The organism is Robiginitalea rubriflava, assembly GCF_052540725.1.
Window position 1 is genome coordinate 174,053 of the sequence record NZ_CP199309.1, and the last position, 23,871, is coordinate 197,923.

17 protein-coding genes are annotated in these 23,871 nt (G+C 47.8%); 8 read left to right on the forward strand and 9 right to left on the reverse strand.

Translation table 11 applies throughout. The annotated features are described in order from the left end of the window. Positions 1-57: 57 nt before the first annotated feature. The 5 genes from ACT6NU_RS00840 to ACT6NU_RS00860 form a co-directional block, all read right to left on the reverse strand. Positions 58-480, reverse strand: coding sequence for an HYC_CC_PP family protein (locus ACT6NU_RS00840; RefSeq protein WP_445382566.1), 423 nt, complete (start codon positions 478-480; stop codon positions 58-60). Positions 481-561: 81 nt separating this feature from the next. Further along, complete coding sequence (locus tag ACT6NU_RS00845; protein ID WP_445382567.1) at positions 562-1,569, reverse strand: 4-hydroxyproline epimerase; 1,008 nt, start codon at positions 1,567-1,569, stop codon at positions 562-564. 8 nt (positions 1,570-1,577) lie between these two features. Then, entirely contained in the window at positions 1,578-3,299 is a 1,722-nt protein-coding gene (locus ACT6NU_RS00850; protein ID WP_445382568.1) for a DUF885 domain-containing protein, read from the reverse strand. Further along, on the reverse strand, positions 3,296-4,891 hold the full coding sequence (locus ACT6NU_RS00855) for an aldehyde dehydrogenase (NADP(+)) (protein WP_445382569.1): 1,596 nt from the start codon (positions 4,889-4,891) through the stop codon (positions 3,296-3,298). The genes ACT6NU_RS00850 and ACT6NU_RS00855 overlap by 4 nt, the downstream gene beginning before the upstream one ends. 65 nt (positions 4,892-4,956) lie before the next feature. After that, positions 4,957-5,880: a dihydrodipicolinate synthase family protein gene (locus ACT6NU_RS00860; protein WP_445382570.1), complete on the reverse strand. Its 924-nt coding sequence runs from the start codon at positions 5,878-5,880 to the stop codon at positions 4,957-4,959. 142 nt (positions 5,881-6,022) lie between these two features. On the opposite strand from ACT6NU_RS00860, the gene ACT6NU_RS00865 reads away from it, so the two are divergent. The 4 genes from ACT6NU_RS00865 to ACT6NU_RS00880 all read left to right on the forward strand — a co-directional run bounded on the left by ACT6NU_RS00865 (position 6,023) and on the right by ACT6NU_RS00880 (position 11,205). Continuing rightward, complete coding sequence (locus ACT6NU_RS00865) at positions 6,023-7,267, forward strand: cation:proton antiporter (protein WP_445382571.1); 1,245 nt, start codon at positions 6,023-6,025, stop codon at positions 7,265-7,267. An 18-nt stretch (positions 7,268-7,285) separates the two neighbouring features. Continuing rightward, the gene (galK, locus tag ACT6NU_RS00870; protein ID WP_445382572.1) at positions 7,286-8,458 is read left to right on the forward strand and encodes a galactokinase; all 1,173 of its coding nucleotides are present in this window, start codon (positions 7,286-7,288) and stop codon (positions 8,456-8,458) included. Between the two features lie 98 nt (positions 8,459-8,556). Next, positions 8,557-9,051 (forward strand): (2Fe-2S)-binding protein, encoded by a 495-nt coding sequence (locus ACT6NU_RS00875; RefSeq protein WP_445382573.1) that lies wholly within the window; start codon positions 8,557-8,559, stop codon positions 9,049-9,051. Next, complete coding sequence (locus ACT6NU_RS00880; RefSeq protein ID WP_445382574.1) at positions 9,052-11,205, forward strand: molybdopterin cofactor-binding domain-containing protein; 2,154 nt, start codon at positions 9,052-9,054, stop codon at positions 11,203-11,205. Here the strand turns inward: ACT6NU_RS00880 and ACT6NU_RS00885 are convergent. Further along, entirely contained in the window at positions 11,197-12,432 is a 1,236-nt protein-coding gene (locus ACT6NU_RS00885; protein ID WP_445382575.1) for a response regulator, read from the reverse strand. The two genes, ACT6NU_RS00880 and ACT6NU_RS00885, sit on opposite strands and share 9 nt — an antisense overlap. Before the next feature lie 188 nt (positions 12,433-12,620). Between ACT6NU_RS00885 and ACT6NU_RS00890 the strand changes: the two genes are divergently transcribed. Genes ACT6NU_RS00890 through ACT6NU_RS00900 form a run of 3 tightly spaced genes read left to right on the forward strand, consistent with a single transcriptional unit; the run spans position 12,621 to position 18,414 of the window. After that, a complete protein-coding gene (locus ACT6NU_RS00890) occupies positions 12,621-15,710 on the forward strand; it encodes a hypothetical protein (protein ID WP_445382576.1) in 3,090 nt (1,029 codons plus the stop codon). Beyond that, entirely contained in the window at positions 15,707-16,918 is a 1,212-nt protein-coding gene (locus tag ACT6NU_RS00895; protein WP_445382577.1) for a hypothetical protein, read from the forward strand. The genes ACT6NU_RS00890 and ACT6NU_RS00895 overlap by 4 nt, the downstream gene beginning before the upstream one ends. Further along, positions 16,915-18,414, forward strand: a complete 1,500-nt coding sequence (locus ACT6NU_RS00900) for a cellulase family glycosylhydrolase (RefSeq protein ID WP_445382578.1) — start codon at positions 16,915-16,917, stop codon at positions 18,412-18,414. Before ACT6NU_RS00895 ends, ACT6NU_RS00900 begins: the two co-directional genes overlap by 4 nt. Positions 18,415-18,479: 65 nt before the next feature. Here ACT6NU_RS00900 and ACT6NU_RS00905 read toward each other — a convergent pair whose 3' ends face one another. The 3 genes from ACT6NU_RS00905 to ACT6NU_RS00915 all read right to left on the reverse strand — a co-directional run bounded on the left by ACT6NU_RS00905 (position 18,480) and on the right by ACT6NU_RS00915 (position 21,589). Next, entirely contained in the window at positions 18,480-19,721 is a 1,242-nt protein-coding gene (locus tag ACT6NU_RS00905; RefSeq protein ID WP_445382579.1) for a glycosyltransferase, read from the reverse strand. Between the two features lie 340 nt (positions 19,722-20,061). After that, positions 20,062-21,249, reverse strand: coding sequence for a sugar isomerase (locus tag ACT6NU_RS00910; RefSeq protein ID WP_445382580.1), 1,188 nt, complete (start codon positions 21,247-21,249; stop codon positions 20,062-20,064). A 37-nt stretch (positions 21,250-21,286) separates the two neighbouring features. Beyond that, positions 21,287-21,589 (reverse strand): STAS domain-containing protein, encoded by a 303-nt coding sequence (locus ACT6NU_RS00915; RefSeq protein WP_445382581.1) that lies wholly within the window; start codon positions 21,587-21,589, stop codon positions 21,287-21,289. Between the two features lie 218 nt (positions 21,590-21,807). Between ACT6NU_RS00915 and ACT6NU_RS00920 the strand changes: the two genes are divergently transcribed. Then, positions 21,808-23,868, forward strand: coding sequence for a tetratricopeptide repeat protein (locus ACT6NU_RS00920; protein WP_445382582.1), 2,061 nt, complete (start codon positions 21,808-21,810; stop codon positions 23,866-23,868). Positions 23,869-23,871 lie beyond the last annotated feature (3 nt).

A 23,871-nucleotide genomic window follows, 5' to 3' on the forward strand; every position in this document is an offset into this window, starting at 1 on the left:
TAAATACCTCATGCCCATAACAGCAAACAGCAGGGCAAATTTGTATTCGCTAATAAATCAAATAAGGAAAGTCTCGTTGAGCAGGTAAAGGTCTTCAACGATTTTGGGAGGTGGATGCCTGAGGGCATCTATGGGTTCTTCTTTTGAAAGCCCCTCTTGCAACACAAATGTGTAAGCAAATGATATCAGGAAAACCTGTTGATTGAGGTTAAGCGTCTCAAAGGAAGCATTCAGGTCTTCCTGCCCTGCTACTACCAGCTGGATTTCCGAGCAACAGTCCATCATCTCATCCTCAATGGAGGAGATGCTATCCATATGCGGCATGTCAGCCTGCATCATACAGCTACTGGCTTTTCGAAAAATCCCAAGGTCTACGAGATGATCCCCGCAATAGTGCATTTCCACCGCAAAGGACAGGGTGGAAAATAGCAGCAAAAGGGCAAGTGAAACGGCCCCTGTTTTTTGTTTAACGGATCTCATCTGATTACCAAAACTACAAATTATTCCTGTTTATTGTACTCTTTAAGAGAATATTAGCACACAAAAGTTCCCCTGCAGCAATCAGATTACCTGAAAACCTTCGAAATACGGGCTGTCTGTATCAAGAGTAATGGAATTATGACCGAAAACCCAGGCAGACCCCTTTATTTCAGGAATGATGGTATTCAGGGACCCATAATGGCCGTGGCCAACAATCCGGCCTTCGAACAGCGACCCGATAAAACTTTCGTGAATAAAAACCTCTTTATCCGATAATAAGCCTTTGGCGTGCCACTGCGCCATACGGGCAGATGTACCCGTCCCGCAGGGCGAACGGTCTATGGCTTTATCCCCATAAAAAACCGCATTCTTAGCCGTGGCTTCTGGAGAAAGAGTCTTGCCCGTCCAGAGCAGGTGTGACACATCCCGGATATTGGGATCCATCGGATGTATAAAAGAATCCGGATAGGCCTTGTTGATTCTCGGGCGCAGGTCCTGACTGAATCGGATCAGGTCCGAGGCGTTATAGTGCTCGAGGCCCTTAAAATTTTCCTGTGGATCTACAATAGCGTAGTAATTACCCCCAAAGGCCACATCTATTTTCAGGGTTCCCAGGAATTCACTTTCGGCCTTCAAGCCTTCTGCAGCCAGAAAGGAAGGAACATTTGTGATAGCGACCCACTCCACTTTAGGACCTTCCTGTTTATAGCGAACCAAGACCAGCCCTGCCGGAGTTTCCAGGCGTACTTGCCCCGGAACTTTAGGCTGAATGATGCCTTCTTCTATGCCGATGGTGATACTTCCAATAGTTCCGTGCCCGCACATCGGAAGGCAGCCACTGGTTTCAATAAAGAGGATCCCCAGGTCATTTTCGGGATTCGCAGGAGGATATAGTATACTCCCGCTCATCATGTCGTGTCCGCGGGGCTCAAACATCAGCCCTTTACGGATCCAGTCAAACTCTTTCAAAAAATGCAGCCGCTTCTCTGCCATGGTATTCCCCTGCAGCTTTGGACCGCCGCTGGCTACCAAACGAACCGGATTCCCGGCCGTATGCCCGTCGATGCATCTAAAAACGTGTTTGGCCATAAGAATGATCAGGGGGTTAGTTGTTCAGAAATATACTGTTCCACCCTCCTTTTCAGGATGGGCAAGGTTACCGTACCCTCCCCGAGGATACGCTCGTGAAAATTCCGGATATCGAAAGCTTCTCCCAGGGCCTTTCGAGCGGTTTCCCGTAATTCCCGGATGGCGATTTCCCCCATCTTATAGGATAACGCCTGCCCGGGCCAGGCGATGTATCGATCCGTTTCAGTATTGATTTCATGCAGGGAAAGGGCCGTATTGTCCCGCATAAAGGCTACTGCCTGTTCCCGTGTCCACCCTTTTGCATGAATTCCTGTGTCTACCACCAAACGACAGGCGCGCCACATTTCATAGGTAAGCTGTCCGAATTTCTCATAGGGGGTGCGGTAGATGCCCATCTCGGCTGCCAGGTATTCCGAGTACAGGCCCCAGCCCTCACCAAATGCCGAGAGGTATAAACGTCGCCTGAAGGCAGGGATTCCTTCTGAAAGCTCACGGTTGAGGGAGCCCTGCAGATGGTGCCCGGGCACCGCTTCATGGGCCGTCAGGGCCGGGAGGGTGTAGAGTGGGCGGCTATCCAGTTTATACGTATTTACCAGATAGGTCCCCGAGGCCTGCTCACCCCGGGGTGGCGAATAACGCCCTCCCGTATACTTCGGGGCAATTGCATCCGGTACGGGTTTTACCCCATAAGGCCTTCGGGGCAGCGTTTTAAAAAATCTGGGGAGTTCGCCATCAATCCGTTTGGCGATATCCCTGGCATGCATTAGCAACTCCTGAGGGGTATCCACATAAAACTGCGGATCCGTCCTTAAAAAGTTGAGGAATGCTTTAAAATCACCTTCAAAACCAAGGTTTTCGATAATTTCATGCATTTCCCGGCGGATACGCGCCACTTCCTCCAGGCCTATTTGGTGGATTTTATCTGCCGTATAGTCTTTGGAGGTAGTGAAATAGTCAATTCGGTTCTGATAAAAATCAGGCCCATTGGGAATATTTGAAATCCCTATGGCATTTCGGGTAGCCGGCAGGTATTCCTCCTCAAAAAACGCCTTGATCTTCTCAAAGCTCGGAACAACACTTTCCTCAATCGCTTCCCGTGCAGCTGCCAGTACGGAGTCTTTCCGGGGCTGCGACATACTAGCGGGCAGTTCCTTAAAAGGTTGGAAAAAGGCACTTTCCCGGTAATCCGATACAATATGGTCCTCATAGGTGGCCTCATATCCCTTAAAGATCACCTTCGGTTGGGAGACGCCCAGTTTGAGTCCTTCCCGCATCAGCCTAAAATGCTGTTCTGCAAAATCGGGGATGGCCCTGAGTACTTGCAGGTACCGTCTGGCATCGGCGTAATTGCGGATGGGCCGGATACGGTAATTCAGATTCAGATGGAAGCCCTGATCCGCCTGGATTGGATTCAGGTACGTTTTGTAACGCAGGCGGTCTATGGGTTCCTGCAGGGTAAACTTCAGAAGTTCCCAGGAAATAAGGTCGCTTTCGGTCAGGTTTTGCGGCTGAATCTGCTCGAGGGCCGCTAATTGTTCCCGGGCAAAACGAGCCTCTTCTTGGTAGCGCGATTTGGTATACAGCCCCAAAGGATATTGATCCCGGTCTACCGGATCAAAATCATTTACCTGTTCCATGACGAGCTGTAAGCGCAGGGAATCACTTTTTTGATCCTGTGCTCGGGCCCCAGTGGTCAGTAAAAGGCATAGAAATAAGCAGTACTTCGTCATGGGTTGATCTTTTTTCGCGAATAATCCCCGTCTACCAGCCTTAAAATGCCCAGGGGGTTTTCATCTTTCAGTTCTTCCGGCAGTAAGACCTGCGGGCAGTCCTGAAAGGCCATCGGCCTGACCCAGCGGCGGATGGCATCCAACCCTACCGAAGTAAAGCGACTGTCTGTAGTGGCCGGAAAAGGGCCTCCATGCTGCATGGCTGCACAAACTTCAACCCCTGTTGGAACGCCATTGAAAAGGATGCGGCCTGCCTTTTCCCGCAATAGGTCTATCGCTGTTTCGGATTTCGCCATCTCCGATTCCAATCCCAATACCGTGGCGGTGAGTTGGCCCTCCAGACAGGCGATAACTTCTTCTACCCTTTTCATATCCCGGCAACCGATCAAAAGGGTAAATGGTCCAAAAACTTCTTCCTGAAGGGATTTATCCTTTATAAAATCTTCCCCGCTCACTGCTGCTACGGTTGCATTTACGAGCGTACCCTCCACTTTCCCGAGCTCTCCGGAGCGTTTTAAAACAGCTGGTTTAGCCAGGAGGACGTCCCTTTGTTTGCGAAAATTCTTTGAAAGATTGGCATGCAGCATGCAGGCATTCCTGCTTTTATTCATCTCGTGGGTAAGCGCCTTTGTAAAAGTCTCCCATTCCGTTCCGGCAATCCCTATCAATATACCGGGGTTTGTACAAAACTGACCCGCTCCCAGGGTAACGGATCCCGCATAGGCCTGTGCCCAGGTTTCGGCATTTTTAAGTGCAGAAGGAAGTAGTAATACAGGATTAACACTTCCCATCTCTGCAAAAATCGGGATGGGCACTTCCCGTTTTCTGCCCAGGGCCGCAAGTGCAGTGCCCCCATTACGACTGCCCGTAAACCCTACAGCCTTTGTCCCGGGGTGCAGCACCAGGGCCTCCCCTACTTCATGCGCTTCCCCCTGTAAGTGTGAAAATATTCCTTCCGGCATCTCGGTTAGCCGTGCTGCCTTTTGGATCAGCCGGGCTACCAGTTCTCCGGTGGCTGCGTGCATGGGATGGCCCTTGACGACAACAGGGCAGCCCGCCGCAAAAGCCGAAGCCGTATCCCCGCCCGCCGTGGAAAACGCAAAAGGAAAATTACTGGCGCCAAAAACCACCACCGGACCCAGTGGCACCAAACATTTTCGGATATCCGGCTTGGGTACGGGTTTTCTTTTCGGTTGGGCGGTATCGATGCGTGCCTCTACCCAATCCCCTCTGGTGATCAGTTCGGCAAATAGTCTTAATTGATTGGTTGTGCGACCCAATTCTCCCAGGGCGCGCCCTTCCGGCAGGCCGGATTCCAACTGGTAAACTTCTGTCAGGCTTGCTTTTTCAGCTTCCAGGGCATCCGCTATAGCCGAAAGGAAAGTGGCCCTGCGGGATGCAGGCAGTTTTTTCAACACCACAAAAGCCTTTGAGGCCTTCTCCATAGCCTGGTTGATTTCCTCCGAAGTGGCCGTCTTAAAGGACCAGGGCGTGGGATTCCCGCTTTTTGGGTCGTAACTGTTAAAGCTAATTTTACCCGCTCCGCTTTCTGTTGTTCCGATGAGTTGGTTTCCTGTGATGGTTTGTTGCATGGAATGGTGTTAAATTTTAACCGGGGTGGGGAGGGGTACTCCTCTCCTCCTGGTTTTGAATAAAATCATTTAAGAAATTCCTTGTAGGCAGGCACTTCGGGCCTTGCTTTGAGGGCTTTTTCAATGATGCCGAGCACCCGTTTTCGTTCGGCCCCCTCCAGGGGCAGCCTTGGTGGGCGTACCGCTTCTGATCCCAGCCCGGTTGCGACCTCGGCCAGTTTGATATTCTGCACCAGCTGCGGGTTTATATCCAGTTCCAGCAGGGGCAGGAACCAGCGATAAAGCCTAAGGGCCTCAGAGGTTTTCCCGGCCCTGGCCAAAGCATAAATGGCTACCGTTTCCACAGGGAAGGCGCAAACCAGCCCGGCTACCCAGCCATCAGCACCCATTAGCAGGCTCTCCAGTGCAAGGGTGTCTACGCCGGTCAGGATTTTCAAACGGTCCCCGAATCGGTTTTTGATACGCGTTACATTAGAGATATCCCGGGTTGATTCCTTAACGGCGCCGATATTGGGACAGCTTTCGAGCAAGTCCTCAAACATATCCAGGGTCACTTCTATCCCGTAATCCACAGGGTTGTTATAAATAAGGATAGGTAAATCCGTTGCCTTGGCTACTTCTTTAAAGTATGCCACTGTTTCCCCAGAGGTAGCCTTATACCGCATGGGGGGTAATAGCATCAGCCCGCTGGCCCCGGATTGTTCAGCTGATTTGGCAGCCGTTACGGCACCTTTGGTGCCTTGTTCCGCAATATTCATAATTACCGGAACCTTACCCTCCGCACAGGTTGTGGCGGTTTTGATCAGCGTTATTTTTTCGTCATTGGTAAGGGTACTGGCCTCGCCAAGGGTACCTCCCAGGATTAACCCACTGACCCCCGCTTGCAGTTGGGCGGCAATATTTTTTTCGAAATACTCCAGATCGAGGGTGTCGTCACCTTTAAATTTTGTAGTGAGTGCAGGCATCACCCCCTGCCATTTAAATTCCATGCGTTTGATTTTTTTGAGAATTAAAGATAACGAACCCATTTGAATCCTGATTCGTTTTCAAATTCGGCTTCCTGAAATTTTCATATTTGGGTATATCGGACGGAAAAATGTAATTTTCAGCTTCCTAAAACCGACGCTACCTATGGATTATTTCCTGATCACCTCAATCCTGGTCTTTATCTCAGCCATTTTTGGCTATGTGAATGTAAAATATATCCGCCTTCCCAATACGATCGGGCTGATGGTTATCAGTATCGTCTTTACCCTGGGGGCCTTTGCCCTGAGCTATATAGATGATTCCCTCTTGCAGGCAGAACGTTACATCATCTCCCAGATCGATTTTAAAACCGTATTGCTGGACCTGATGCTGGGATTTCTGCTGTTTGCAGGTGCCCTGCACACAGACCTTGACAAAATCCGGGAACAGCGCTGGCCCATTCTGGCCTTTGCAACCTTCGGGGTACTGGTCTCCACCTTCCTGATCGGAACGGCCACCTATTTCCTCCTTCCACTTGCAGGGCTTCAGGTGGATTTTATTTATTGCCTGCTATTCGGGGCCCTTATTTCCCCTACGGATCCTATAGCCGTCCTGGGAATTCTCAAAAAGGTGGGTGCCCCTAAAAAACTGGAAACCAAAATTGTGGGAGAATCCCTGTTCAATGACGGGGTTGGAGTGGTGGTCTTCCTGACCATTTTTGGTCTGGCCAGTAGCGGTGGGACTGATTTCTCACTCTGGGAAGTTGTTAAGCTATTTGTCCATGAAGTAGGCGGAGGTCTTATTCTGGGGATATTACTCGGCTGGATCAGTTTCAGGATGATGCGGGGGATAAACGATTACTCCATTGAGGTAATCATAACCCTGGCCGTAGTCATGATTGGGATTACCACGGCCCAATACCTGCATGTTTCCGGACCGCTCGCCATGGTTGCGGCAGGATTGATGATAGGCGGTCCGGAGGTCCGCAATGCCGCCATGTCTGAAACCACAGAGGTATATGTGGATAAATTCTGGGAACTGATAGACATCCTGCTGAACACCGTCTTATTTGTCCTGATCGGGATGGAGATGCTGGTACTGGATCTGGAAATGGAATTTATCCTGGCCGGCCTGATTATTATCCCAGTTACCTTGCTCTGTCGTTACCTGTCCCTGCTGATACCTGTAAATTTCTTCGCAAAACGGCTGGATTTTGTCCCCAACACCAACCTGATCATGACCTGGGGTGGCCTCAGGGGAGCCATCTCCATTGCACTGGCCCTGGGCCTTTCCGCGGAAATGTCCCGCGAACTCTTTTTGGTAATGACCTATGTGGTGGTCATTTTTTCTATAGTGGTTCAGGGCCTGACGGTAGACAAATTAATTGCCGGTCTGAAAAAGCGGTGGTAAGCCCTTATCGGAAATGCTATGGACCCCTACCTCATACAAAAAATCAAAAACCGATTCAGAGATGCATTCAGTTCTGAACCGTTCATAATCGCCTCCCCGGGACGTATTAACCTGATTGGGGAACATGTGGATTACAATGGAGGTTTGGTTTTGCCTGCAGCCATTGATAAAGGCGTTGTTGTAGCAGTACAGAAAGCGGCGAGCAAGCCTGCGGGCCTTTGCAAAGTGATCGCTGCGGATCTCGGGGAATCCTTCCAATTTGACCTCAATGACGCGCTTTATCCCCTTGAAAAAGGAGGCTGGCGTAACTATGTAATCGGAGTAGTTGCGGAAATGCAAAAGCTGGGTTGCCCCCTTGGCGCGTTCAATCTCGTTTTTGGCGGTAACCTGCCACAGGGGGCTGGTCTTTCTTCTTCTGCGGCGCTGGAGAACGGAATCGTTTTTGGCCTGAATGAATTGTTTGGCTGCAAGCTCAGCAGGGAACAGATGATCCTGGTTTCCCAGCGGGCGGAGCAAAATTATGCAGGGGTACAATGTGGGCTTATGGACCAATTCGCCAGCATGTTCGGGGAGAAAGGCCGCTTTTTATTCCTGGATTGCCGGAACATGGAATATACTGCAGTTAACGGAACCATGAATGGATATATCTGGGTATTGATCAACTCGAAAATCAGCCATGCCCTGGCGGATTCTGCCTACAATGAACGGCGTGCGCTTTGTGAAAGAACAGCTACCCTATTAGGGAAAAAATCCCTGAGGGAGTGTAACCTGCAGGAACTGCAAGGCCTTAAAAAGAAAGGGGTATTAGCTGAAGATGCTTTTCAGAAAGTTTCTTATGTAGTAAAAGAAATCGAACGGGTACAGCTGGCATATAAAGCCCTGGAAAACAAGGATGCCCAATCTTTGGGTAATTATCTTTTTGAAACCCACCAGGGCCTTTCACAGGCTTATCAGGTTAGCTGTCCGGAGCTGGATTTTCTGGTGGATGCTGCCGCTGCACACAAGGGGGTTGTCGGGGCCCGGATGATGGGTGGGGGATTCGGAGGGTGTACCCTTAACCTTGTAAAAGAAGATAGGATGGACGATTTTACCGAACAAACCAAAGAGGCCTACCAACGTGCATTCGGGATGAAATGCGAGCCCATCACCTTCCGATTGTCCGAGGGGACCCATGTGGTATCCCTGTTATGATTTAACGGTATTTTACAATAAGGCGGCACCAAAATTCAGCGGGATTTTTCGTACTTTCATAAGACTATTACAAGTAATTTCAAGCCTGAAAATAAAGGATGGAACTCACCCTAACGATAAACGGAAGTTCGAGGAATATAACAGTAACGGACGAAAGCAGCCCGCTGCTATGGGTTTTAAGGGATACCCTGGACCTGAAAGGGACCAAGTTTGGCTGCGGGAAGGCGGCCTGTGGTGCCTGCACCGTACTTATTGATGGCGAGGCCCTCCGGTCTTGCGTTTATCCTGCCCGGCTGGCTGCTGGTAAAGAAATAACCACGATTGAAGGCCTGGGGAGTGAAGCAGAACCGCATCCGGTACAACAGGCCTGGAGTGAGGAAATTGTACCCCAATGCGGATATTGCCAGCCCGGCTTTATGATGGCCACGGCCGGCCTGCTAAACAAAACCCCCGAACCCAGCGACGCAGACATTGACCGTGCTATCACCAATATCTGTCGCTGCGGCACCTATTACCGCATGCGGAAGGCAATCCACCGGGCTGTTGCCATACAGGCCGAAACCAAGCCCCAAAAGGCCACTGAGAATTCATAAATGGCAGCAAAAAGCAACATCTCGAGACGAAAATTCCTGATCCGCGGGGGACTTGGAACCATAGGGGTAGTAGCCGTAGGGTCCTATATTTTCCGAAATCCGATACGCCGTTCAATACTGGAAATGGCCAACACCATGGAGATGGCCTATGTGGGGCCGGCGGACGACCCCATGATCTGGTTTGAAATCGATCAGAACAACCATATCATTTTACATTCCCCCAAGGTTGAAATGGGCCAGGGCACCTTTACGGGGATGGTACAGCTGGCTGCCGAAGAACTGGAAATAAATCCGGAAGAACTCCGGATAGTGCATGCTGCCAGTGCCACTGGGAATGTGGATGGGATAAGCACAGGCGGAAGTACGTCCATTGCCAGCATGTGGGTTCCGCTTCGCGAGCTCGCGGCTACCTTTCGCGAAATGCTGAAAGGGGCGGCTGCCCAGAAGCTGGCTGCTTCTAAAGAACAGATCCAAATCCGGGACGGGCAGATTGGCTTTGATAAAAACTGGTTGCCCCTCTCAGCGGTTGCGAGTACACTGCAGGATACGGATATCCCGGAAGCACCTACTCTAAAACCAGTAGGGGAACACCGGGTGATTGGCAAAGACATCTCCAGGGTAGACCTGCACCCTAAAATTTTCGGGCATCCCATCTTTGGTATGGATGCCGCCCTTCCCGATATGCTATACGGAGCTGTGGTACGGCCCACTAAAATTGGAGCGCGCTTTGTTAGTGCAGACTATACAGCAGCCGAAAAGATGCCGGGGGTGGTTAAAATCATCAGTGAAGCAGACTTTATAGGCGTAGTAGCGGAGACCTATACACAGGCTGAAAACGCCAAGAACGCCATCTCAGTTAGCTGGGAAGCCCCGGCTGATCTGACTACAGCAGACATCCTTGAACAGATTCAGGTCGGGAACGGAAAAAGTTCCATCATCCAGAAAGAAGGCAAGGCCCTGGCCGGGAAGGACCAGCCGGTAGAAATGGAATTCCGAACCCCTATCGGAGCACATGCCCAACTGGAACCCAATGGGGTGGTAGCCTCCGTGGAAGGAGACAAAGTAACACTGATAATTTCTACCCAGGTGGTGGCCCTGACCCGCAAGGAAGTAGCCGACAGCCTCGAAATAGAAGAAGCCAACGTAAATGTGATCCCCACCTACCTGGGGGGAGGTTTTGGACGCAGGCTGCATACCCCGCATGCCATTCAGGCCGCTTTGATGTCCAGGGCGGTGGGGCGGCCCGTAAAATATTTCTTTAGCCGGAAAGAGGAATTCCAGCACGACATGTTCCGCCCCCCTACCCATCATGTCATGAAGGGCAGCCTGGATGCGGATGGCAAACTCAGGCATCTCGAACATCATTTTGTAAGCGGGGCCGTGGGCAATAATTCGCCTTTGATGCCGGCCGGGCTGCCAACCATCCTTGGGGCCGACATTGGTGCTATCCGCGGCGGCTTTCTGCAGTACACCGCTGTGCCAAACCTGCGCAGCACCTACTGGCATGTTGAACTGCCCTTTGCCACCAGCTGGTGGCGCAGCCTGGGGCTATTGGCCAACACTTTTGCCATTGAAAGTTTTATGGATGTGATGGCCCAAAAAGCTGGCGTGAATGCGGCCGAATTCCGCCTCGTGCATATCCCGGAAGATGCCGCTGGTATACGCTTGAAAAATGTCATACGGGCAGCGGTTGAGGCATCAGGTTATACTGAAGAAATAAAAGGAGGCCGCGCCATGGGCTTTGCCGCCTCTACGGATGCGGGTACCCCCTGCGCCCAGGTAGCGGAGGTATCTGTGGAAAACAATGTAATTAAGGTGCATAAATTCACTGTGGCCATGGACCCTGGAATAGCCGTGAATCCCGACCAGGTACGGGCGCAATGCGAGGGCTCTGTCATTATGGGTATGAGCGCCGCAATGTTTGAGGAAATGACCATAGAAAACGGGGAGTTACAACCGGAAATATACGGGCCTTACCAGATGGCCCTGATGAAACACGCCCCCAAAGAAATTGAAGTGGTCCTGCTGCAGGGCATCGACCGGCCCGGCCCGGTAGGTGAACCGCCTCTGGGCCCTGTTGCAGCTGCCATTGCCAATGCTGTATTCAGACTCACCGGGAAAAGGCTGACGGAAATGCCCTTGAATTTAAGTTAAGAAATTCGGAACTGTTTTCTGATCAGGTTGCAAAACATTATGAGTAACTCTTCCAGCTTTCTTTTTCCGGTATACCCAGCTTAATTTGAATAATTGCAGGAATATTCTAAGGGAATCCTTGTAAGACAATTTGGATCCATCGGCGTGTTTCCATCGCTTCAGGGGTTGTTCGCAAATGAAATCAATCGCGTCTTTTTGTCCGAATTCAGACTTCATTCGCATAAAGATTTCGACATCAAAGAGCCACTTGGTTACAAACGGCCTGCTGAACATTTTCCGGACAAGGTCTCTTTTCATAACCTTTGCCCCGCATTGCGTATCCTTAAATGGCATGCCCAAAATGCTCTGTATGATCAGGTTAATGGATTTACTTATGATTTTTCTCGCCGATTCCTTGGTTATGTCGGCTCCCATCCGGCTGATGCGCGATCCACTCACAATTTTAAAGGTAGAATCTTCCAGGGTACGGACCAATTCGTTAAAATCCCGAAAATCTGTAGACAGGTCTGCATCGAGGTAGCCGATATAATCGAATTGCGAATCTTTTGCCAGGTGCAGCATTCCTCGTCTTACAGCCTCAGCCTTCCCACCATTTACAGGGCAATTATAAACACTGATATGGTCTTCATTACCCCTTCTTATCTCGCGCAAAACCTCAAGAGTATTATCTGAACTGCCATCGTTTACAAAACATAGATGATACCCAAGGTTGTTAAAAGCAAAATCTTTGAAGACCTCAGCGTTTAACCTCCCAGCTTCGTTATAACAAGGTATTACCACCCCAACACAATGCTTACCCAAAACCTGTCTGCTTGAGCGCTGAAGCACTTTGTCTGATTCATTCGGAAAACCTATGGTTTTTCCAATACGGGCCAGCAGTTCTTCAAGACCAACTGGCTTTTTAAGGTAATCTGTAATTCCCAGTTTAAAATTTTCCAAAATCAGGGATTCTGAGGTATTCCCGGACAAAACCATAATTGGAACCTGGCTGCTTCGGAACATTCGGATGTATTTTACAACTTCCTTCCCGGTGCAATTTTCCAGGATTCGCCCCGACATTTCCGGCATATTCATGTCTACCAAAACCAGGTTAGGGCTGAAGGTATCGAAGAGGCGTATACCATCCTGAATACAGGCCGCCGTTTCTACAGTATAGCCCGCCTCGGTTAATTTCTTTTTTAAAGACAATAATACCAGTTGCTGATCGTCAATTACTAGGATTTTCATAGGTTAAGTTTGAGGTTAAAAATTTGATATTTCTGGTACAAATCTAATTCCCGATAAATACTTAAATAGATGGTATAAGACCAATCGCTCGTTTGTGTAGACCAAAGGAAGCTACTACAAGACGAGTGGTAAGCCTTTATTGCAACAATATTTCGATCTTTATCCTGTTATATTTTCTTACAGAGGGTATGAATCAAAAAGCGCATCAAATACTGGCTATTGCCTTGATTTTAGGGCTTATATTCCATGGGGTAGGTATCTTCTTTACCCTGGAATCTACCTATGATGCCCTTATTCACCTCTTTTTTGCCGATCATTACGCAAAAGACTGGTTTGAACCCTGGGATTTTCGCTGGTATACCGGGTTTACGGTGCAGGCCTATCCCCCGCTCGTGCATCAGTGCATAGCACTTCTTTCTTATGTTGGCGGACTTAAATTCGGCCTCTTTACAATGGCACTGCTAATTGTTGTGTTGTTTATTAGCGGCATCTACCGATTTGCAAAGGTTTTAACCGGGAGCGAAGCGGTTGCTGGCTATACCGCCCTAATCAGTGTATTTTCCTCAATGTTCCTGGAAACTTTGCACCTTTTTGGTCAACTGCCGAGCCTTATGGGAATTGCAGTATTGCTGCATGCCATGCCGGAGATATACGCCTGGGTCAGATACGGGAAGGCGCGTTACCTGGTCAGTTCTTTATCGCTCATAGCCGTAACGGTTACCTCCCATCATGTGACGCCTGTTTTCGGTATGGTATTTTTTATCTTCCCATTAATCGGTTTGGTGATAATGGACGTCTGTAAGGACCGGGTAAAAAAGAACCGGGCAATAACCTTTAGCGTGTTCTGGGCCGAATTCAGAAGATTGTTCTGGCGCATTGTGACCTTTGGCATGGGTTCGTTAATTCTAATTGTAGTATGTATCTTACCTTACTGGGTAAATACCAAGAATAATCCCATTACTCAGGTTCCCATCCCTCATGGTTCCAGAGATAATTTTTTGGAGGTTACCTCTTCTGGCCTGGTTTTCTTTATTATTCCGTGGGGGATTCTCTTATTGCTCCTGCCCTATCTGTTTTATCGATTTTTCAGCAAAAGGTTATTTTTTTTCGGACTCTCTTTCTCCCTTTTATTCTTATTGGGGACAGGCGGAACTACCCCTTTACCCAAAATCTTGCTGGGAGAGAATGCCTTTAATATTCTTACACTCGATCGATTTACACTTTGGGCGAGTATTATGGCCCTGCCCCTTTTCGGTGAATTTGTCTGGAGGCTGACCACCGGAGATATAAACAAGCAGCTTGAGAAATTTGTAATGCCCTTGCGCTATACGGTGATTGGGGTTTTGGGGACCCTATATGTTGGAATAGCGATTTTCACCATGAGCCTGGGCTACTTCAGACCTGCCCAGCCTCAGAAAATAAAAATGCTTCCAATCGTTAATTTTCTGAATCAGGATCAACATGACCAGTGGCGCTATCTCACCCTTGGATTCGGCGATCAGATGGCCTGGTTGTCTGCTCAGACCAATGCCATGACTGTCGATGGAAATTACCATTCGGCAAGGAGACTACCTGAGCTTACTACCCGGGCAATTGAAAGACTGGAGAATTCAAAGTTTCGAGGGGTTGAAGGTATCGGCTCCCTGCAGCAATTTTTAACCGTACCGGAAAAGTACCATCTAAAATATATCTTCTCCAACGATAAGTTCTACGACCCCATTTTATATTTCTGTGGCTGGCAGCGTCTGCAACAACTTGAAAACGGAATAATGGTTTGGGAACGACTCAATGTTTCTCCTCTACCCAAAATTATACCCAAGGAATCCGTAAATGATTTTCTGAAGATCATGTGGGGTATAATTCCTTTGGCAACACTTGTTCTGGCGTTTATTTGCAATATACAACTCCGTTGGTGGCGCAGGATACGGGGCAGCTTCAATCAGAAAGTTCAATTAAACAGCTATATTCCTGAATTTAGTGGCCTGCCTCCCTTAGCCTCAAGACTGACCATTTTATGGGCGGTATTAATGCTTTTGGTATTTTCAGCTTGTACCTACCGGTACTACGCTTTAAATAATGACCATGGCACTCCCGAAAACTTGGTAAAAGCCTATTACGATGCACTCGATTATAAAGAATTTGAAAAGGCACATGCGTATTTAGACCCTGAAAGTAGTGTCAGTATTGCCCAGTTTATGCTGGAAAGGTCAGTTACCGATGGCTTACTTGGCTCCTATGCCAAACTCGATTCCCTGGAAGTTGAGCGTCTTGAGACCACAAATAATGCAGCCCGCTTAACGGTAAGCACCAAATGGATCACCCCTCTGGAAACGATTCGGAGATCGATTGAGCACCAACTTGTACAAAGAGGAAAGAAATGGTTTTTAATACCCGTGTCGCCAGACCGGGATATCCCTCCCAACCAGTTGGTTACCATGAATGAAACGCAATTTTTTAACCACGGCAGGCGGCGGGTTACCTCCCAGCAAACCCATCACGAAGATGTTCTGAGGCAACCTGTACTGGAAGTGCTATCCGCAAAAATGGTTCGCTTTAAAGGCCGCTACAGCATTGTGGGACAAATTCAAAACATCGATAACGTACCTGCCGATATATCTGTTACGGGCAGCCTGTATGACAAAGAAAATAAGGTTTTGGCACGGTATAATGCAAAATACCATCTGAAACACAAGTTGATGCCTAAAGAAATAACGGCTTTTCGAATCGATTTTGAAGGTATAGCCTGGTCATCTGCAGATCAAAAGATGCCAGGGACGTTTGATCCGGAGACCTTTACTCCCGTCAGAATGCATTCTGAACCGGTTACTTTTGATTTGCAATGTGCTGGAAATGTTGCCACCTCAGATCTTTATAAATCCATGGCCCTCCAACAATTGAATATCAATAAAGGTGAACTCTCAGGCATGCTTTATAACAGCGGGATTCAGGAAATAACTATACCGCAGTTATTGGTAGCCTATGAGGATGATTCCCGGGGTTTGGTCTGGGTAGACCACCATTTTCTTTTGGAAGGCGTCCGTGTACAACGCACGCAGCCATTTCAATACCAGTTGAAGAACCTGGAGGACCTGGAGGTTTTGCAGGAAAGCCTGGAAAAATGCTTTGTAAATGGGATTCCCAACAGGGAAATCCAGAAAAAATTTAAACTGCAAAGAGACAGAAACCCCGACACCACGGGGCGAATACAATACAGAGGAGCAGGATATCATTATATATCTATCGACATGAACGCATTTATTGGAAATCCCAGGAGATGAAAAACAAGGCCCTCATATTGCTCCTAACGTTTGCTGTCCTTGGATGTTCCCCGGAAACTTCCTATCGGACAGATCCCTCTGATTTGACTTATTCCCATGATTTCAATGAATTCTATACGGCCGGCGATACCATCCGGCTGCATTTTGAAGGCCCGGAATCGGGCAAAATCAGGTTAGTGGTTCAAAATGCATGGGGAACTTCCCTCTTGTCATCCTGTAATCCTCCAAACCCCGAGTTTCTGCTCCCGGATTTTTACAGCCAAAAATCCGGCAATCTGAACTGGACCCTTATAAAGGAACAGGCAACCCTTGAAAAGGGTAGTATCCAGATTCATCCGGAACTGCCAGATGCATCAACCCTGGAGTCCTACATAGGGCCAGCTAGTATTTTTGCAGATGGTTCAGATCAAAGTATGCTGGCAGTAATGCCCCAAGACCAGTTTGGTAATCCCCTGGCCGATAGTACAGCGGTTAGCTTCAAGCAGTATTTCGAAGGAGTGAAACAGCGAGACACCATCTTTACAAAAAATATGATAGCCTATAAGGCGTTTACCTCGGGATCAGCAGTCGGTAAATATTTTGTTTCCGCCCGTGTCGGAAATCAGCAGTCCAAGGAACTAACCCTGAATTTGCTTCCCTTCCTCCCGGAGGATTTTACGATAAATGTAAAGCGCAATCATCCGTATGCCGACGGTAATCAAATAATTGCCCTCGCCACCTCTGAAATTTACGATAGGAACGGCAATATAGTAGCAGATGGCACCCAGGTTGTCTTTTCCGTCCAGACGGGGTCAGGCTACCCCTTGAAGACAATCGGACATACCCTGAGCGGGGTGGCGAAGGCTGGTATGCTACACCCGCTTAGGCCGGGTACCTGGCGCATAAGGGCCTATATTCCTGCTGCGGCCACAAGCAATGAAATTCAATTGAAATTCGAACCTGCCATCCTGGATTTTAAAGTTGTATATGACCCATTGGAAGCCAAAATTCTGGTAGGGCCGATGCAAAGTTTTATGGGTCAGCTTATTCCGGATGGCGTAATGACAACGCTGGCTATCAGGAATCTGTCAGGAGAATTAGTACATACCCAGCAAATTGGAAGCTTCCAAGGGCTGTCATCTTTTACATTACCGACTCGCCTGAGGCTAAAATCAGGTGTTATGGAAGTGACAGTAGCTGGAATTAGCAAAACCATAGATTACCCATGAACCGATCCAGAAATATTTACCGGGTATTGTTGGTTGCCAGTTTTCTGGTCATTAACGCTGCGCTTATATACGGTATAGCCGCTAGCTGGAATTTTCTGAACACCGGGGCGGACAGAGCGGGAAGGCTACATCTTAGTGAGGATCCGGATTTGGCCTTTCAACCCGCCATGACCTGGAAATTGGAGGGACAGGAGGGTAGAATGATGGACCCCCAGACGCTGTCGGAACTTGAAAGGGATTATAAAAGTGCCTGGTATGTTCGCCAGGTGGCCCTGGAAAACAGTAATCCATTCGGGCTGGAAGACTACTTTACAGCGGATGCCCGTCGGCAATTGGCAGCACTGCTGGAACACAACAATAAAACAAATACCCGAATCCGGTCCACGACCATTGAACATCATCCCGAACTGGAATTTTTTAGCCTGGATGGAAAAATGGTGGTTTTAAACGACCATAATGTCCGTGAGTATACTGAAAGCTATCAGGATGAAAAGCTGGTATTTCAACAGTATACCACAAGTTCCTATCAGATTATTCTACTTCTTGAAGACGGGAATTGGCGCATTAGACAAATGTTGCAAATCCCTTCCCATCACGAGCCCGAACTAAAGCAGGTTGCACCTGAATTCCAGGCTGTTCGGGGCATTAACTATTACCCTAAGGAGCGTCCCTGGCGAATGTTCGGCGCCTATTTTGACCGGCAGGTGGTAGCTGAAGATTTCAAAAAGCTTCAGTCTCTGCAATTTAATGCTATACGTATTTTTATTCCCTACGGCGTTTTTGGGGAGGCCAAAGTAAACGAGCAGGTATTGCAACAGCTGAAAGAGGTACTGGAGCTGGCAGAAGCATCGGACATAAAAGTCCTGGTTAGCTTATTCGACTTTTACGGGAATTACGACCTTCGCGACTGGACCCTAACCCACAGGCATGCTGAAAAAATTGTCAGGGCGATAAAGGATTCCCCGGCCCTCCTCGGCTGGGACCTCAAAAACGAACCTGACCTTGATTTCGGTTCCAGGGGCCAACAACGGGTGCTCCAATGGCTACGGGAAATGGCAAACCAGCTACGCAAATGGGATCCCGAACACCCGCTTACTATTGGCTGGTCTTCTCCTGAGAAGGCCCGTTTGCTAACCGATGTAGTAGACGTTGTTTCTTTTCATTACTATGAAGACCTGGCAGAGTTGCCGGAACGTTTTAAGGACCTTAGAAAAGTAGCCAGGAACAAACCCGTGGTCTTACAGGAATTCGGCAAATCCAGTTATAGCGGTATTTGGAATGGCTTTTCCGGTTCAGAAGCTCAACAAGCGGCATATATGGAAGCCATCAGGAAATTTACAATAGATAACAAATTATCTTCTTTTGAATGGACCCTTTATGATTTTGACAAGGTCCCAAAAGAAGTTGTAGGACGCCTGCCCTGGCGAAAGGCTTATCAGCGTCATTACGGTCTGATAAATACTGAGGGGAAATTAAAAGAGGCCGCAAAGAATTAAGTACTGTAGAAAAGGAAAAGGGCGACAATTTATTTGTCACCCCTTTACCAACCTAATCTACTAACCTAATCGTTATGTACCAACACCTCAGCCTTTAATAATTCTTCGAGGGCCAGGCGTTGTTTGGAGTTTTTCGCATAGCGAATAGCCTTAAAGTACCCTGTGTATATCTCTGTAATTCTGGACATGGGAAGCGAGCATGCCGCCTTGTAGTTTTGTCTTCCCAAACGAATCCTGTATTGATCATCCTTAAGGATTTTCTCAATGGCTATGGACAGGGATTCCCTGTCTTCGGGCGCAAAGAATTCACCCCTGTATCCTTCTTCCCGTACCAGAATTCCGAGGTCTCCCAGATCAGGTAAAACAACAGCCTTACCATAACTGCCAGCCTGATGCAGCACCCCGGAACTCCCTGTGGTTGATGTGTATGGGAAAACCACAACGGCACTTTCTCCGAATAAATTCGGCACATCTTCTTCAGCGACATATCCTGTAAATTTCAGGTTTTTGACAGCAGCGTAGTGGTTTTGAACTTCCTGCAGATACCCGGGGGTATTGGGGCTGTCCGTTCCGGCTATAACAATCTGGATATCCAGTGCTGTACGCTCGCGGATCAGTTCTACAGCCTCGATAAGCGGTTCAACTTTTTTATAGGTGCCGAATTTTCCAAATGCCATAACCTGCAAGGGGCCTTCAGGCATGTCAAAATCCGGTTCGGGAGGTGTTTCAAATGATCCATGGGGGATCAGGGCAACGTTACGCGAGCCGTACTTCTGCTCTAGTATTTCTTTGTACTTACTGATGGTTACCGCGAGAACATCAGAAGCCAGAACAGAACGGGTCAGGGTACTGCCGACGAAATTATAAATACGCTTCAGGAAAGGGTTGGTGGTGATTCCTGCATTCTCCAGGTCTACTTGCTCAAGAATATTATGCAGCAGGGAAATAGTTGGGATCCCCATTATTCTGCATGCCAATGGCAATAAGAGTCCGATGGCTGCGGGAATTTTCTTATCTCCGAATTTGAGGAATTGCAGGTTAAAGAGCACTGCGTCAGGGCCCGACGCCCGCAGGGTTTTTAAAACCCCCCAGAAGTTCCGGATATCATTGAATTTCCAACATTCCTTTACGGTTATGGGGCAACCTGGCTCCGTAAATGCGAGGTCTTTAGGAGCCTCGGTCTTATCGGTTAACAAGACAATTTCCGTTACCTCTGACTGGAGGCGGAAATGTTTCACAAGATGGTAACCATATTCGGTAAGCGTTACTTTACTGGGTGGGTACGCAGTTACAATGGCTAATTTCATAAGGCTAAGTTTAAATTGGGTTATAGATTTATATGGCAAATATCCTTCTGAACCTTAATAAATAGGGGTGTTTTAAGGCGGGTGACCTGTTTGTGTAGATGAATGAATAACATCATTCGACTAAAATTTTCTGCTTGTTTCCTGGGGTTAGTTCTGCCGGCCAATCAGAGGGCGAATACCACTGGCGATAGTGTGAAAAACCGCATAGTTTCCTGTTGCGGCAAAAAAAAAGACCCTCCGAAAGGAGGGCCACGTGTTACAAAATAGAGTTATGTCTTAGGTTTAAGTTTGGGGCTGTACGGGCATCTGGTCCGACCCGGGATACGAAACCCAGATGTCCTTAATTTGAAAGCCAGGATTGCCTGAAATACATAAGTTGGGAAGCAAAAAGGGCAAGCATGGCAAAAATCTGTATCTGTACGACCATTTCCAGATCCCGGTGAAAGAGGCCAATCAATATTACCTGTAACAGGCCAAAAACAGCAGAAAACCAAATGGGTTTATATTGTTCAAGGGAAAGAAAATAATAGGTGAAAATATTGGCGATGGCAAAAAGTGCCGTCGCAAGGGCATATTGCCAAAGCAAGCCTGCCATAGCGATATACTCCATCCCAAAAAGGAGCTTGATAATCTCATTTGGGAAAATAGCACACGCTAATACTATAAACATTGACAATACCCCCACGTAGCCAACATATTTAAAAAGCAAACTACCGGTAGCCTTCCCTTCCTTTTTGGCACGAACCACTTCCGGGAGTAGTAACATTACAAACATCCATGCTATAAAGTAGACAACCCTTCCAATAAGAGCCAGGGCAGCGTACAGACCTGCCTGTTCTGCATCAAAGTACCGCTTAACAAGCAACACATCACTATTGTTGATGAGGATCTGGGTGAGCTCATAACAGGCTGTTATACAAAGAAATACTTTTATATTCCGTTTTACTTTGGTCTCGAGGCTCCGGGCTTTCAGGAGTTTTATTTTTCCTCCCGAAAGGGGGAAAAAGCCCAGAACCAATGAAACCAATATACCAAATGAAACCAGTATCCCTGGTTGAAAAGGGATTATCAGTAAGATAAGGGCGGTAACTATTAGCCTGCCCCACATTTCCGACTGATAGGAAATGGACAGTTTTTTCAGATCGAACTGCCCTTGGGCGTTCCCCCGGCTAATACTCAATAAAAAGTAAATTGGAATGCCCAGCCCAAAAATCCGAAACATCAGGGCGTTCTGAGTTTGGAAATACTCCTGCAAAACAGGAGCCAATAAAATAACCACTATGCCCAACACCCCACCAATGAAAATGGCTAACCTGTTCATGGTAACAACCAGGCTTTCCTGCTCCCATGCCTGCAGCTGGGCACTGAACTTGGTAACGGTTAATTGCAGGGTCATTCCCAGGAAACTCAGGATCAACAAAAGGGTAACCATCAGGGCCGCCTCTGAAAAAAAGCCCGGCCCCAACATCCGTCCCAGGATCAGATTATAGAGGTAGTTCCCGCCGTTTACCAGCAGGGAACTTATCATAAACCATTGTTGGGGACCAATTCGCCCGGTGCTAAGTTTAAACGCGATCATCACTGAGGATATATAAGGCTTGGGTGGAACTGAGCATCGGGAGGATGTTTTTATTCCCCCGTCCGATTATTGATAAGGCACCGTTGGCTTTGCCAGCCATAATATATAGTTGCTTTAGTGCCACAGCAGCAGTCCGGTCTATAGCCGGCACCCTCTCCAGGTTGAGGATAAGGTGCCGGTTTGGTGACAGGAACCAGCTCATGTGTTCTATCAAAATGCGGGCATTCCCACTATTGAGTACGCCGTTAATGTGAAATATTCCGCGACATTCTGTGATTTGAAGAGCCATAGGTAAAAGATTTTGGGTTAAGAAATGTTCGAATTTTGAAGCAAATATCTCAGAATATGACACTTGAAATAAGCCGGCTTCGGCGGACGGCGGATTAGTGTAGATGAATGACGTATTCCACCCTTCGGCTGCGGGATAAGCTTGCCTAATTTTACATTGAACCCTAATCAGGCTTTCAGCGGGTACCCAAGTGCTCCTGAAATAACACCGCTTAACCTATGAGAAATTCAATTTTATCCCTGTTAATCCTAATCCAGACCCCTTTTATTTCCTATGCGCAAGAGGGGATTCAGGATGGATTTCAAATGCTCGAAAACGGGGATTTTAAAACAGCAGAGTCTTTTTTTAGAGACTACCTCACAGAAGACCCCGAAAATAAAACAGCATTAATATGCTATGGCCGGGCTGTTGGTTTAAATGGAAAACCCGAACAGGCAAATCGTCAATTCAATGAGTTGCTCGAAAAATATCCAGCTGATCTCGAAATAGAGCTGAACTACAATGAATCGCTATTATGGGCGGGTCGATATACCCAAGCCAGGCCCTTATATGCAGAACTGGCAAACCGATATCCTGATGAATTTGAGGTACTACTGGGTTTCGCCAATACACTTAGTAATCTGAAGGAATATCCAGAAGCACTTTTCTGGATAGATAAAGCCCTCAAGCTGGATCCGGCAAACACTAGTGCACTTACTTCCAAAAAATACATTTTGCTGGCAAGTGCCGATAAAGAGATAAAATTGCAGAACTACAAAAGGGGGGAACAACTCCTTGAATCCATTTTTGAATTCTATCCTAATGATCCGGAGGCCTTGCGCGACCTGGCAAATTGTTTTCTGCTTGGCAGTAAATTTGAAGCAGCCAGATCCATATACAAACAGTACGCTGAAATAACCGGCGATTCCCTGACAGCATTAAATGGAATAGCACTTGCGTACCATTTGGATGGCAATAATAAAATTGCCCTGGATACTGCCCGTGTAAGCTTCAGCATGCTAACACCGGATTCCGGAGCATCGGTAAGGGAGCAAACCAGCAGCAGGTATATACAGGCACTCATATGGAATCGGAAGTTTGTAAGGGCCAGCCAAACAATTGACAGTATCTACACCCAATATTCCGACAGCAACTGGTTATTGGCCCTGAGGGCTACCTTAGGCCTGTATACCGGGCGGGTAAAAAACAGCCTTGCTGATTATTCCCGGATATTGCAATCTGACAGCACTTCCTTTGATGGAAACCTTGGCCGGGCCAATGCCCTGTATGCCTCAAACCAGATCATTCCAGCCTACCATGCTGCCCGGAGGACCCTTATATACTATCCCAATCAAAAAGATGCCCTTGCTTTTATAGAAAAACTGGATCTTGCCCTGGCCCCCCGCCTGACAGAACTGGTCGCCTATACCATTGATAATGGCAATAACCAGGCCTTTTACACAAATACCTCAGCGCAATTGGCTCTATCTGAACGATGGACTACCCATGTTACTTACGATTATCGTACCACCGAAAATACCCTTAATGGTTTAAAGGCTGAAACCGAGTCGGTAAGTGCAGGCCTGCAATACCAAATCGGGCCGAAAACCGCATTGAAGTCCCTTTTTGGGTTGAGTAATGCCCGTTTTTCCGAAAATGCCTTCACACAGCCTCTTTTCCAGCTTCAATTACAATCCAAACCCTTTAATTTACAAGACCTTACCCTGGGCTACCAACGGGAGATTCAAAACTTCAATGCCGAGCTTATCAGTAGGGAAATCGTCCAGGAACATTATCAGTTGACGTATAACCTGGGATCCAACTTCGGCCTGGGATGGTATAGCCAGGTGATCCACACCAGACAGAGCGACTCAAATCAAAGGGACCTGCTCTTTACCTCCCTTTACCAGGTACTGCTGCAAAAACCACTTTTAAAATTTGGGTTAAATTACCAGTACATGACTTTTAAGGAGCAATTGCCCGAACTTTATTTTAGCCCCTCCCAATTTCAGGCCGGAGAGATCTTTGGAGATTTCAGAGGTAAGATTGGCCCGTTTACCAGCTTCGTGCTCTCTGCGGCCACGGGAAAACAACAAATAGAAGATCAGGCTTTCAGTTCCAGTTTCCGGGCCGAGGCCGGGATACAATTCAGTTTATCCAAAAGGCTCAGTGCTACCTGTTTCGGAAAGTACAGCAATATCGCTTCAGCTACTGCAGCAGGGTTCGAATTTGCCGAAACCGGGATAAAGCTTCAGTGGCTGCTGAGTAAACAGCCTGTTTTTGCTACCAAGACATATTAGTTG

What these genes read in the sequence shown, in the direction of transcription:
- ACT6NU_RS00840 (WP_445382566.1), bottom strand. Translation starts at nt 480, where the DNA reads ATGAGATCCGTTAAACAAAAAACAGGGGCCGTTTCACTTGCCCTTTTG.
- ACT6NU_RS00845 (WP_445382567.1), bottom strand. Translation starts at nt 1,569, where the DNA reads ATGGCCAAACACGTTTTTAGATGCATCGACGGGCATACGGCCGGGAAT.
- ACT6NU_RS00850 (WP_445382568.1), bottom strand. Translation starts at nt 3,299, where the DNA reads ATGACGAAGTACTGCTTATTTCTATGCCTTTTACTGACCACTGGGGCC.
- ACT6NU_RS00855 (WP_445382569.1), bottom strand. Translation starts at nt 4,891, where the DNA reads ATGCAACAAACCATCACAGGAAACCAACTCATCGGAACAACAGAAAGC.
- ACT6NU_RS00860 (WP_445382570.1), bottom strand. Translation starts at nt 5,880, where the DNA reads ATGGAATTTAAATGGCAGGGGGTGATGCCTGCACTCACTACAAAATTT.
- ACT6NU_RS00865 (WP_445382571.1), top strand. Translation starts at nt 6,023, where the DNA reads ATGGATTATTTCCTGATCACCTCAATCCTGGTCTTTATCTCAGCCATT.
- galK (WP_445382572.1), top strand. Translation starts at nt 7,286, where the DNA reads ATGGACCCCTACCTCATACAAAAAATCAAAAACCGATTCAGAGATGCA.
- ACT6NU_RS00875 (WP_445382573.1), top strand. Translation starts at nt 8,557, where the DNA reads ATGGAACTCACCCTAACGATAAACGGAAGTTCGAGGAATATAACAGTA.
- ACT6NU_RS00880 (WP_445382574.1), top strand. Translation starts at nt 9,052, where the DNA reads ATGGCAGCAAAAAGCAACATCTCGAGACGAAAATTCCTGATCCGCGGG.
- ACT6NU_RS00885 (WP_445382575.1), bottom strand. Translation starts at nt 12,432, where the DNA reads ATGAAAATCCTAGTAATTGACGATCAGCAACTGGTATTATTGTCTTTA.
- ACT6NU_RS00890 (WP_445382576.1), top strand. Translation starts at nt 12,621, where the DNA reads ATGAATCAAAAAGCGCATCAAATACTGGCTATTGCCTTGATTTTAGGG.
- ACT6NU_RS00895 (WP_445382577.1), top strand. Translation starts at nt 15,707, where the DNA reads ATGAAAAACAAGGCCCTCATATTGCTCCTAACGTTTGCTGTCCTTGGA.
- ACT6NU_RS00900 (WP_445382578.1), top strand. Translation starts at nt 16,915, where the DNA reads ATGAACCGATCCAGAAATATTTACCGGGTATTGTTGGTTGCCAGTTTT.
- ACT6NU_RS00905 (WP_445382579.1), bottom strand. Translation starts at nt 19,721, where the DNA reads ATGAAATTAGCCATTGTAACTGCGTACCCACCCAGTAAAGTAACGCTT.
- ACT6NU_RS00910 (WP_445382580.1), bottom strand. Translation starts at nt 21,249, where the DNA reads ATGATAAGTTCCCTGCTGGTAAACGGCGGGAACTACCTCTATAATCTG.
- ACT6NU_RS00915 (WP_445382581.1), bottom strand. Translation starts at nt 21,589, where the DNA reads ATGGCTCTTCAAATCACAGAATGTCGCGGAATATTTCACATTAACGGC.
- ACT6NU_RS00920 (WP_445382582.1), top strand. Translation starts at nt 21,808, where the DNA reads ATGAGAAATTCAATTTTATCCCTGTTAATCCTAATCCAGACCCCTTTT.